Below are 11,812 nucleotides of genomic sequence, written 5' to 3'. Positions count from 1 at the left end.
GAGGATTCATTTATTCCGCAAAAAATAAAAACCATCATTTCCTTTTTGGGAAGCGTGGTTTTTATGCTTTATCTTATATAATCGATCTTTTTTTGTTTTAGTTTTTCGAGTTCTCATATCAGCAAAAGCGAAAGGGCTTCTGCTATCTGCTGGATTCCTACGTCCTTCACGAGCTAATTTTTGTCTTTGCTTTTTTGCCTTGGAAAATGACAAAGCAATCACTCCTTATAATATATTAGTGTTAGTATACACAATTTTGATTAGAATAGTTAGATAATTTTTTTTGAGTGGTTAACATGCCGCCAATATATTGCTTTGACCTGCTATAAAAAAAACTTTCAATTTATGGGAAAATTGTTAATATTTAAGATAAAGAAATTGCTAATTAAAGACACCAGATATTACTTCAATGTACAGTAAATAATTTAAATTCAATCATTTATTGAAGGAGGAAAATCATGAGAATTGAAAAAGTTAATATTAACAATACTAATGAAGTCTCTCTAACTGCCTATTTATTAGACAATTCCGCAGAATTCAGCAATATTACCACTCGCCCAGCTGTATTGATCTTTCCAGGTGGGGGTTACTATAATACATCTGATCGCGAAGCAGAACCAATTGCTATGGCATTTTTAGCTGAAGGATTCAACGCCTTCATATTACGATATTCCGTTGGCGAAGATATTACGTTTGAAACATCATTTTATGATGCAGAGGACGCTATAGCCACAGTAAGAAACAATGCTACAAAGTGGAACATAAATGAAAATAAAATTGCTGTTATCGGTTTTTCTGCTGGCGGTCATCTTGCAGCTGCAATTGGTACAATGGGATAATATAGACCTAACGCAATAATGTTGGGATATCCTTGTATTTTATCATCGATGTCTAATATACTCGCATTCCCAGTACCTTCACTAGATAAAAAAGTTGATGAAATGACACCACCGACTTTCTTGTTCTCTACTTTTGAAGACCAACTTGTTCCAATTGAGAACACTATTCTCTTTATGCAAGCTTTAAATGAGAAAAACATACCATTTGAATCACATATTTTTCAGAGAGGAACACATGGATTGTCATTAGGAAAATCATTAACTTCATCAGGATTGAAGTCTTTTGTAGATTACGATTTTGCAAAATGGTTTGATTTGGGTATTTCTTGGCTGCATAAAATAATTGGCGACTATCAAGCTAATAGAGATTCTTAACTTAATCCTAAAAGATAAGTATGCATATCTTATGAGATATTTTTCAAAAAATGGAGAAAAAAACAAAACCTTTCGAAATGTTGTCTTTGAAAAGTTTTGATTTTAGATTATGTCTAGTTTTTTTATTAGTTTCTGGTTAAAGCAGCTATAGGTATATACTTAAAAGTGTAAGTAAAATTTGTTAGAAACAACAGCTCTTCAGGAAATTGTTGGTAGACTTTTATTGTGAGTCTGTATAAGTATAGAGTTTATACATATTATTTTATTAAAATTTTTTATAATTATTAAATTATAGCCCGTCTCCTAAACGGATCACAACTGCATTTCCCTTATGTCCTTTTGTCACATTTCTTGTATCAAAAATTAGAGAAGCATGATTTAATATTTTTTTAAGAGGAATTGCTGTATGGTCAGTTAATATAATCACACAATCAACTTCCCTAAGTATTTGTTCAGTTATGTCAGTATTCTTATATAATTTATTACCAATATTTAATGAGGGGATATAAGGGTCATGATATAAGACTGAAGCACCTTTTTGGTTAAACTTCTCAATTATTTCAAGAGTCGGAGCGTCACGAGTATCTGCTACATCCTTTTTATAGGTTACACCATAAATCAGTATTTTCGCTGAAGATAGCTTTTTATTTGGTTGTAGAACCTCTTCCGTATGGCGGACAATATAATCAATCATTTTTTGGTTTACTATTTCAGATATAGCAATAAACTTGCTTTTTGTTCCTAGTTGCTCAAGTTTCCATTGAAGATAAATAGGATCAACTGGAATGCAATGCCCCCCAATACCTGGACCTGGATAGAATGGCATATATCCATATGGTTTTGTACCTGCTGCACCAATTACTTCCCAAATATCAACTTTTAATTGATCACAAAGAATTGCCATTTCATTTATAAATGATATATTAATGAAACGAAAGGTATTCTCAAGGAGTTTAGTCAACTCAGCTGCCTCTGTTGTGGAGACAGGAACAACTACCTTATAAATTTCGCTGTAAAGTGAAACAGCTTCTTCTTTACATCTATTTGTTTCCCCTCCTACTATTTTAGGAATCTCATCTAAGTCATATTGATTGTTACCAGGATCAACCCTTTCAGGAGAATTGGCTAAATAAAAATCCTCTCCTACCCGTAAACCACTTTGTTCTAGAATTGGTAAAAAGACTTCCTTTGTTGTGCCAGGGAAAGTTGAGCTTTCCAGTACTACAAGTTGCCCTTTTTTGAGTCTTTGTTGAATTTCTTCACCTCCGTTAATAATAAAACGTAAATCAGGTGTTTTCTCTTTTGTAAGTGGTGTTGGCACACAAATAATAATTGTGTCAACATCCTTAATAGCATCAAAATTAGTAGTTGCCTCGAATTTCCCACTATCTATAACTCTGCTTAACCTATTGTTATCAATATCTCCAACATAGCTTATTGAGAGCTGCAGTTTTGATACTTTACTCTCATCCATATCTATTCCAATTACTTGAAATTCTTTTTCGGCAAGCATGATAGACAATGGGAGTCCCACAAAACCTAAACCTATAACAGCTATTTTTTTCCTTTTGTCGTTTGAATATTCTATTATGTTCATTCATCTCCCTCGTCTCAATATTAATCTAATACAATCTAAGTTATGTTTCATGTTCATATTGGTAATGGACAATCATCTTATTTTATGAAATTTGTGTAGTAGAACTAGAAATAGAAACTTTAAATTCAAATGAAAATTGGCAATGGTATTGGTTTTAAGCCGTTACTCCGTTAATAACTTAGTCATAAATTATGAAGAATATCTTAACAACTATATCAGTCGGCGTATTAAGTGTAAGGCTCAATGATATAGAGATAAGGAGTATATGATGATAAATTTAGTTAATTTAAAGAATCAGTTTCAAAGTGTCAAAGATGAGATTCTTCAAGGTATTAGCGATGTAATTGATAACGGGGAATATATTTTAGGACCAAAAGTGAAGGAGCTCGAAGAAAAAATCGCTAGAAAAATAGGCGTTCTAGAAGCAATTGCTGTTGCAAATGGAACGGATGCTCTGATTCTTACGCTAGAGGCTTATGGAATAGGAAAGGGAGATGAAGTTATTACAACACCTTTTACATTCTTTGCCACTGCAGAAGCAATTTCGCGTGTTGGAGCTATCCCTGTTTTCGTTGATGTAAATCCTTTAACTTATAATCTAAATCCATTAGAAATTGAAAAAAAAATAACTTCATCTACTAAAGCAATTATTCCTGTTCATTTATTCGGACAGCCCTCGGATATGGATGAAATCAATGAGATTGCAAAAAAGTATGAGATATTTGTCATTGAAGATGCGTGTCAAGCCTTTGGAGCAACTTATAAAGATCGATGGGTAGGAAGTTTAGGAGATGCAGCTTGCTTTTCTTTTTTTCCAACAAAAAATTTAGGAACCCTTGGCGATGGGGGGATCATTACCACTTCAAATATCGAAGTTGCAGATAAAATTAGAAAACTTCGCACTCACGGAACAACTAAAAAATATTATCACGATAGGATAGGTTATAACAGTCGTTTAGATGAATTACATGCAGCAATATTGCTTGTTAATCTTACAAAAATAGATCAATGGAATGGAGAAAGAAGAAAGATTGCTAGCCGCTATCGACAATTACTTAGTGACGTTCCTTATTTAAAGCTACCTAGTGATGTTAACGATCGGACACATATTTATCACTTATATTGCATTGAAACTGATTATCGTAAAGAACTAATTGAAGCTCTTGACAAAGAAAGAATCCAAACGGGTATTTACTACCCACGCTGCTTACATCTTCAGGAAGTATATAGCTCATTAAATTATAAAAAAGGAGATTTTCCAATCTCTGAATCATTATCAGAAAGATTATTTGCTATCCCTATGGATCCGTTTTTATCAGAGAGTGAACAAGATAGAGTTATAGAAATTTTAAGCGAAATGGGTGGTGCATAGATGGTCGTACGTTTTGGCTTGATAGGCTGTGGCTATATTTCCAAAAAACATCTATGGGCGCTCTCATCCTGTAAAGGGACTCAGTTAACTGCAGTCAGCGATCTTAGTGTAGAAAGAATGGAGGAGGCTAAGAAGTATTATCAAACAGTCTCCTCAGGTCAAGAATATCCTATTAAGTTCTATAAAAATTATCAAAAAATGCTAGAGGATGATGATATTGATGCGGTTATCATTGCTTCATTCACAGGTCTCCACGCTCAGATGGCAAATGCCGCGCTCGAAGCAAGCAAACATGTTATTTTAGAAAAACCGATGGCTCTATCTATTAAAGAAGCAAATGAGTTAATTCTTCTATCCCAAAAACAAAATAAGGAGCTTATGGTCTGTCATCAGCTGCGCTTTATGCCGATTATGCAAAGAATCAAGAAAATGATAGATGATGGGAAACTCGGAAAACTATTTTTAGGTGTTTGTTCAATCCGAATCAATCGTTCCCCAGAATATTATTCATTAGCTTCATGGAGAGGCAAATGGGAAAGTGATGGCGGAATGTTGATTAACCAAGGTATACATGTTATTGATCTACTTCAATGGTTTTTTGGCGACGCCGTAACAGTATACGGTGAAACCATGCAGTATCTTTCACAATTAAAGGAAACAGAAGATGCTGCTGTGGGAGTAATCAGCTTCTGTAATCAAGCAAAGGGGATAATTGAAGCTAACATTGTTACACAGCCAAATAATTTGGGGTATTCATTATCAATTTTCGGGGAAAAAGGAACTATTTGTATTGAGGGACAGTCTCTTAATCAAATTTCCCGTTGGTATATAGAAGGTGAAGAAGTAAATAAAGAAGAGCTCAATCAGCTCATTAATGATAAGAATGAGGAAATTTACCTGTATGAAAATTTTCTTGAAGCAGTAGATTCCGATAATAAGCACGTATTGATAGATGGCAAAGAAGGAAAAAAAGCACTTGAACTTATTTTTGCTCTTTATCAATCATCACTCAAACATGAAGTTGTCAACTGTCCTTTAGAAACATTTGCAACCTCGGATATGAACAGAAAGGATGGAAATTAATCGATGAATTTAGGAAAAGTGGTGGTTACAGGTGGAGCAGGCTTTTTAGGTTCACAGCTAGTTAAAAGGCTGATTCCGTTGTGTGACCATATTTATGTTATTGATGATTTATCCACTGGAAACAAGACAGCAATCCCTAATTCTAATCACATTACATTTTACGAAGAAAGCATTACAGACGAAAAAATATTAGAAGAGGTATTGCCAAATGTAAATTATATTTTTCATTTTGCTTGTAAAAATCTTATTCTGTCAGTTGAAAATATAGAAAGCGATTATAAAACTAATTTGTATGGAGGCTATTTGTTGCTAAAAAAAGCTCAAGAGTGCTGTTCTTCACTACAGCGGTTTGTTTATGCCTCTACAACCTCAATTTACGGTCAGGCCTCAATTTTACCTACACCTGAATCATACTATAATATCAATCTTCCGTATGCAGCTAGTAAATTCTCTATGGAGCATTATTGTAATGTTTATCATAATATGTACAAATTTCCGGTCAGTGTTCTTAGATTTTCAAATGTATATGGACCAGGTCAGCTTTCCACAAACCCATATTGTGGTGTGGTTGCTAAGTTCTTTGAATCGGCTCAGAACGATAAACCAATGATCGTTTATGGTGATGGAAACCAGACGAGAGATTTTACATTTGTTGAGGATGCAATGGATGCCATAATACTAGCAACCGTTGATGAAAAAGCAATTGGGCAAGTTTATAATGTTGGAACTGGAGTGGAAACAAATATCCTTGAACTTGCTAAGGAAATAAAAAAAGCCACAATGAACCAAAATATTCCCCTAAGGTTTGAGCCGAAACGTAAAGTGGATGTAGTGGAGCGGCGATGTATAGGTGTTGAGAAGATCAAGCATGAACTTAACTGGGAACCTCGTCACTCTATAGAGGAGGGGATAAATAAAACTTATTGTTGGCTAAAAGGAGATGAGATCGATTAAGGTTTTCCATGGAACTACTGAGATTGCAGGTCAAATGGGAATCTTGAGTAGTGCCCTTATTAATAAGGGACACTACTCCCTTGGTTACAATACGTTTCATTCTTATTTAGATTATAAGGATAATCTAGTTAATCTCGATCATGAGACACTTAAGGGCACCTATGAAGAAATTCTTGATTCATTTGACTTGTTTCATTTTCATTATGCAACTACTCTTTGCCATGATTATAGTGACTTGCCAGAACTTACAAGAAGAAATAAAAAAATGATTATGCACCACTGGGGAAATGACGTTAGGTTTCATGATCAAGCTAGAAAGAATAATCCGTATGTCTATACGGGAGATTCACCCCCAAATGAGGTTATTCATGAAAGGTTAATGAAGATAACACCATACATCAGAGAAGCCATTGTACAAGATTATGAAGTATATGAATATGTTAAGGATTATTACGAAAAGGTACATGTATTACCTATTGCCATCGATCTTAAACATTTTCAACCTAATTATCCATCAGCAACAAAAGAAAAGCCTCTCATTCTTCATGCTCCTACAAATCCTGATTTTAAAGGCACATACTTTATTGAGAAAAGCATAGAAAAATTAAAAGAAGAATATAGCTTTGAATATAAAAGAATTGAGAAGATGAGCCATGAAGAAGTCATTAACATTTACAAGGATGCAGATATCATTATTGATCAAGTTTTATGTGGGTCATATGGTTTACTAAGTGTGGAATCAATGGCACTTGGAAAACCAGTTCTGACTTTTATTCGCCCTGATCTAGTTTCTACTTTTCCATCTAAAATCCCTATTGTTAATAGCAACCCTGATAATTTATTTCAACAAGTAAAAAAGCTTCTTGACAACCCAGTCCAACGTAAGGAGTTAGGAATGAAAGGACGTCAATATGTAGATAAATTTCATGCAAATGATGTTGTAGTGAATCAATTGATTGATATATATTTAAATCTTTAGATGCAACTAACAAAAAATAAGGCTAGTTCAAAAAAGGGAACCTTTTGTTGAATTAGCCTTATTTTCATTAAATCAAACACCTGATCATATTCGGATAAGTCTTTTAATTTCTGTTTAGAGAATTACGATTTTTTTAATGGAAACGCAGCTGTTGGGTAAATTGGCTTATATTCTTTTTTAATAAAAGAATATAGCTTAGCATAATCATCAGGGCTCTCTTCATTAATTTTACGCATAGTTTGTTTTGGAAATTGATAAACTAGCAAACTATCCTTCATATAGTTTTTAGAGACACCGTAATTTAAATAATCAAGCAAATGATTTTCTTTAAAAAGAATTCCTTTCCCATAAATAATTTGCATACCTGTATGGTAATACTTTGCAAATGCCGCTGTGTTGGTAATCCAATTAACACCTGGGCCTTTTCCTCCGTAATAATTAGGATGAGTACAAGCAGCGCTAAATCCAAACTTTTTCCAATCCACACAACCAGCAGATCCATATTGCTGCAACCATAAGGAGAGAAAGCCATTTTTACGAATAAAATTTGTTACTCTTTTAACAAGACTTTCATCTCCCTTATCAATCGAAGCTCTCGGCCAGACAAACCCTTTGAATGATAATTTATCGTGTATATGTTCAGCTTTTCTCCATTTTTTAATAAATTCAAGTATCCACCATTGCATTGCCTCAAATCGATTTGATTCGACTTTAAAATTTAGAACTTTTCCATTAACTTTTCCAAAATTGGTTTGAGTATGGGTAGGATACGGAAGTGTTACCCATATATCTGTCTTATTTCCTTTTCTTGTATTGGTTGAGGCAGCTTCAAAGTTATAGTTTTCCAAAAATAATCCTTTTAATGCTACTTCCCAGTCTTCTTTTTCAGCTAATAAACCAATATTCGAGTACATTGGATAAAGATAATGCTTTCGTCTACCAGTGATAGGATAGAAAATTAATCCACTAAACATCGTATCAATGGATTTTTTGTTAACTACATAATATTGATATGGTTTTAAGTCCTTGGCTGTCCATTTAGAAATCTTGCTTTCTGCTTCGTCTCCACAGGGAAGTAGGCATATATTATTTTGTACACGAAGCTCTTTTGCCGACATATAGTTGTTTAATGACAAAAATATCCCACCTTTTTAAATTCCTACTATACAGAATATGACTTACTAGTGTTTCCTGTGTGTCCGCTGTTTATTCAAATTTTAAGTAAGATATAACCGATTTGTCCTTCAGGAATATACTGAAACGAAAGGAGAGAATTACATGAAAATAGTGCACGCCCCCACAGAAATAGCTGGACAGATGGGTACTCTATGTAAAGAACTTAGAAAAAAGGGGCATGAAGTCTCCGGATACAATTGGTTTCATACTTACTTAAGCTATCAAGGTGATATTATTAATACCGATGCATGGGAACTAATCAAAGAACTTGATTTTCTAATAAATAATACAGATATCTTTCATTTTCACAATGCCAATACGTTTCTCCAAAACTTCGAAGACCTCCCAATACTAAAAGAAAATGGAAAGAAAATGATTATGCAGCATTGGGGAAGTGATGTGCGTACTGTTAAAATGGTTAAAAAGTTAAACCCATATCCTCTAGTTCCAACCTACTATACTGACAGAGAAATTCATAAACAACTCACTACTATTTCTAAGTACATTGATACGGCAATTGTTCAAGATTATGAAGCTTATCATTATGTAAAAGATTATTACAAAAATGTTTTCGTATTACCCCTTGCATGTAATTTAAATGATTTCAGAGTCTCTTACCCATCAGTAACTAATGATAATCCCCTAATAGTTCACGCTCCTACAAACCGAAAATTTAAGGGCTCTCATTACGTTGAAAGAGCTATTAGAAGAATTCAAAATAAAGGTAAATTTACCTATAAAATGATAGAAAAAATGAGTCATGAGAAAGCCGTCTCCGAGTATCTGAAAGCTGATATTATTGTCGATCAATTACTGTGTGGAACGTACGGAATGTTTAGTGTAGAAGCAATGGCCATGGGTAAACCAGTTGTTGCTTTTATAAGAGAAGATGTACGAGAAAAGTTTCCGAAAGATCTTCCAATTGTTCAAGCAACTCCGGAAACGATTGCAGATGTTCTTTTGGAGTTGGTACAAAACCCCAAACGCCGTAATGAACTTGGGAGAGCGGGGAGAAGGTATGTAGAAAAATACCATTCGGCTGAACGGGTGACAGATAAGCTTTTAAAGATTTATCAGAAACTATAAAGGTAGTAAGGGAAGCGCTTATGATAAACTTCTGCTTCTTTTCATGATTAGTTAAATAAGGAGCGCCAAGTATGATACATCCAACAGCAAAAATAGGAGAAAACATCTCTATTGGAGAAAATGTGGTGATTGAAGAAAATGTGATAATAGGTGACCACGTCACTATAGGACATCATGTAGTTATTAAAAAAGATACAATGATTGGAAAAAATGTTCAAATCGGAGAACAAACTGTTCTTGGTAAATCTCCTTCCTCCAATAAAAAAATGAAGCGCAAACCCGAAAAAGATCTTGAGCCCCTAATGATTAATGACCATGTTGTTGTCGGTTGCAATAGCGTTATTTACCGTGAAGTTAAACTTAATACTGGCGTTTTTATTGGAGACCTGGCAAGCATTCGCGAAAAAGTAACAATTGGTGAAGACAGTATTATAGGTAGAAACGTAATGGTGGAAACTAATACGAAAGTTGGAAAACGCGTCACCATTCAGACAGGGACATATATAACTGCAGATATGATAATTGAAGATGAAGTATTTATTGGTCCATGTTGCTCTACTTCCAATGATAAATACATGGGACAGGGAAATTTCAAGCACCAAGGCCCTATTATTAGAAGAGGAGCCAAGATTGGCAACAACGCGACCTTGCTACCAGCGGTCACCATTGGTGAAAATGCTATTGTAGGTGCCGGAAGCGTTATTACTAAAGACGTTCCTGCACATAAAACCATTGTTGGAAATCCGGGTCGAATCATTAAATAGCATTTTTGTATGACTATTGATTTTACTAAATTGTGGTAAAAAAATTGTATTAAACAATTTATGAATAAGTGGTGTGATCTTTTAGGGTCACATTTTTCTATTGCTAAAAATAGATTGTGTAGTTCTTAAACTATTAGGTAAAAAGAGTTTAAAATTTTTCACATACGGAAGTAGTGGAAGAAAGACATTGTTTAAAATTATCAACTGAAGACCTTTTGGAAGTCTAAATTTTTTATAATTCGGATTGACGATAGGATCACAAGGACGTCTGCGAAAAAGGTTGAATAACAGTGTACAAAAACATACTACTTATGTTTTGATTTGCATATTATTAATGTGTTAAAAGATTGGAGGTCGAAACTTTTGGATATGCCATTTATTCGTCGGTCGTCTAAGGATAACACATTCTTATTTATAGGAAATAAGGCTTCTATCCTAGTTAGTGGAGAGGATACGCAAGGTAGATACGCTACTGTTTTGATGGAGGAGCGGAGAGGATTTGAACCTCCACCACATATTCATTCGAGGGAAGACGAAACCTTTTACGTTCTTGAAGGGGAAGTTACCTATTTTATAGCCGATACAAGTATACAAGCTACACCAGGAACGTATGTATATGCTCCTAGAGGAATTTCCCATACCTTCAAAGTGAACACAGAAACAGCTAAAGTATTAGTTTCTGTTTATCCCTCTGGATTTGATCAATTTGTTAAGGAACTTAGTGTGCCTCTTCCCCAAGAAATGCCACATGCTCCAACAGGTCCTCCTAGCCCACAAGAAGTTCAAAATTTGATGTCAATAGCTTTGAAATATGGGATAGAACTAACGATTGTTTAAATTTTTATTGTAGCGAGGGCATTCCTTCAAAAAGGGATGCTTTTTGATTTTTTAAAAAAGGAATTAATAAATCAATAATTTATGCCCGAGATAGTGAAAAAATTTGCTTAAAGTAAAATGGAGGTTAGCCAGTATTTGTGAGATACAGCTATTAAACTGAGGGAGTTGAATAAGGGTAACAAAATCTTTATGTTGAAAGTGATTTTTGTTGTAAATGCAACAAAAATATAATAATATTTATTAAAAATAATGGTTAGTAAAAGAAATTAATGGAGTTGGATATATGAAGGAAATCCTACGTGAAATTGGAATGATTGCCAGGGCATTAGATTCTATAAGTAATATAGAATTTAAAGAATTTGATCTTACAAAAGGGCAGTATTTGTACCTTGTCCGAATATGTGAAAAGCCGGGAATCATTCAAGAAAAGTTAGCTGAAATGATTAAAGTAGACAGAACAACCGCAGCACGGGCAATAAAAAAACTTGAAATTAAAGGATTTATTGAAAAGAAAGATGATGAGCATAACAAAAAAATAAAAAAACTCTATCCAACAGAAAAAGGGGAACGTGTATTTCCTTTAATAAAAAGAGAAAATGATCATTCAAACAGTGTCGCATTAGTGGGATTTTCCGAAAGAGAAGCAGAAACCATTTTCAATCTTCTTCAAAGAGTAAGAAAAAATATAGAAAAAGACTGGGAATTTGTAAAAAAGGGAAACAAGAGAAATTATTGATTCTATAAAGGAGC

Annotated in this window: 13 protein-coding genes; 10 read left to right on the top strand and 3 right to left on the bottom strand. The window is 34.0% G+C overall.

Going from position 1 to position 11,812, the window contains the following annotated elements; genetic code table 11:
* Positions 1–6: 6 nt before the first annotated feature.
* Entirely contained in the window at positions 7–213 is a 207-nt protein-coding gene (brfA, locus tag KHA93_RS06115) for a ribosome rescue factor BrfA (protein ID WP_213109923.1), read from the bottom strand.
* A 245-nt stretch (positions 214–458) separates the two neighbouring features.
* Here brfA and KHA93_RS23105 point away from each other — a divergent pair, with 245 nt between their 5' ends.
* Complete coding sequence (locus tag KHA93_RS23105) at positions 459–839, top strand: alpha/beta hydrolase (RefSeq protein WP_233711058.1); 381 nt, start codon at positions 459–461, stop codon at positions 837–839.
* 48 nt (positions 840–887) lie between these two features.
* The gene (locus tag KHA93_RS23100) at positions 888–1,214 is read left to right on the top strand and encodes an alpha/beta hydrolase family protein (RefSeq protein ID WP_233711057.1); all 327 of its coding nucleotides are present in this window, start codon (positions 888–890) and stop codon (positions 1,212–1,214) included.
* A gap of 289 nt (positions 1,215–1,503) precedes the next feature.
* Here the strand turns inward: KHA93_RS23100 and KHA93_RS06105 are convergent, their stop codons facing one another.
* Complete coding sequence (locus KHA93_RS06105; RefSeq protein ID WP_213109922.1) at positions 1,504–2,811, bottom strand: nucleotide sugar dehydrogenase; 1,308 nt, start codon at positions 2,809–2,811, stop codon at positions 1,504–1,506.
* Positions 2,812–3,079: 268 nt separating this feature from the next.
* On the opposite strand from KHA93_RS06105, the gene KHA93_RS06100 reads away from it, so the two are divergent.
* The 4 genes from KHA93_RS06100 to KHA93_RS06085 are packed head-to-tail and all read left to right on the top strand — an operon-like array spanning position 3,080 to position 7,199.
* Positions 3,080–4,183, top strand: coding sequence for a DegT/DnrJ/EryC1/StrS family aminotransferase (locus KHA93_RS06100; RefSeq protein ID WP_213109921.1), 1,104 nt, complete (start codon positions 3,080–3,082; stop codon positions 4,181–4,183).
* Positions 4,184–5,266 (top strand): Gfo/Idh/MocA family protein, encoded by a 1,083-nt coding sequence (locus tag KHA93_RS06095; protein ID WP_213109920.1) that lies wholly within the window; start codon positions 4,184–4,186, stop codon positions 5,264–5,266.
* Between the two features lie 3 nt (positions 5,267–5,269).
* Positions 5,270–6,220 carry an NAD-dependent epimerase/dehydratase family protein gene (locus tag KHA93_RS06090; RefSeq protein ID WP_213109919.1) on the top strand — a complete coding sequence of 317 codons (951 nt, stop codon included), beginning with the start codon at positions 5,270–5,272 and terminating at the stop codon, positions 6,218–6,220.
* The gene (locus KHA93_RS06085) at positions 6,207–7,199 is read left to right on the top strand and encodes a glycosyltransferase family protein (RefSeq protein ID WP_213109918.1); all 993 of its coding nucleotides are present in this window, start codon (positions 6,207–6,209) and stop codon (positions 7,197–7,199) included. Before KHA93_RS06090 ends, KHA93_RS06085 begins: the two co-directional genes overlap by 14 nt.
* A 122-nt stretch (positions 7,200–7,321) precedes the next feature.
* Here KHA93_RS06085 and KHA93_RS06080 read toward each other — a convergent pair whose 3' ends face one another.
* Complete coding sequence (locus tag KHA93_RS06080; RefSeq protein WP_213109917.1) at positions 7,322–8,335, bottom strand: DUF4855 domain-containing protein; 1,014 nt, start codon at positions 8,333–8,335, stop codon at positions 7,322–7,324.
* Between the two features lie 142 nt (positions 8,336–8,477).
* On the opposite strand from KHA93_RS06080, the gene KHA93_RS06075 reads away from it, so the two are divergent.
* From KHA93_RS06075 to KHA93_RS06060, 4 genes are all read left to right on the top strand, one after another.
* Positions 8,478–9,461: a glycosyltransferase family 4 protein gene (locus tag KHA93_RS06075; RefSeq protein WP_213109916.1), complete on the top strand. Its 984-nt coding sequence runs from the start codon at positions 8,478–8,480 to the stop codon at positions 9,459–9,461.
* 71 nt (positions 9,462–9,532) lie between these two features.
* The gene (locus KHA93_RS06070) at positions 9,533–10,225 is read left to right on the top strand and encodes an acyltransferase (protein ID WP_213109915.1); all 693 of its coding nucleotides are present in this window, start codon (positions 9,533–9,535) and stop codon (positions 10,223–10,225) included.
* Positions 10,226–10,594: 369 nt separating this feature from the next.
* Positions 10,595–11,062 (top strand): cupin domain-containing protein, encoded by a 468-nt coding sequence (locus KHA93_RS06065; RefSeq protein ID WP_233711401.1) that lies wholly within the window; start codon positions 10,595–10,597, stop codon positions 11,060–11,062.
* Between the two features lie 283 nt (positions 11,063–11,345).
* Complete coding sequence (locus KHA93_RS06060; RefSeq protein WP_213109913.1) at positions 11,346–11,798, top strand: MarR family winged helix-turn-helix transcriptional regulator; 453 nt, start codon at positions 11,346–11,348, stop codon at positions 11,796–11,798.
* The last annotated feature ends 14 nt before the right edge of the window (positions 11,799–11,812 follow it).

Source organism: Lederbergia citrisecunda, from assembly GCF_018343695.1.
Taxonomy (GTDB): Bacteria; Bacillota; Bacilli; order Bacillales; family Bacillaceae_C; genus Lederbergia; species Lederbergia citrisecunda.
The sequence above is the reverse complement of the archived record's forward strand: the minus strand, read 5'-3'. Positions and strand labels throughout refer to the sequence as shown.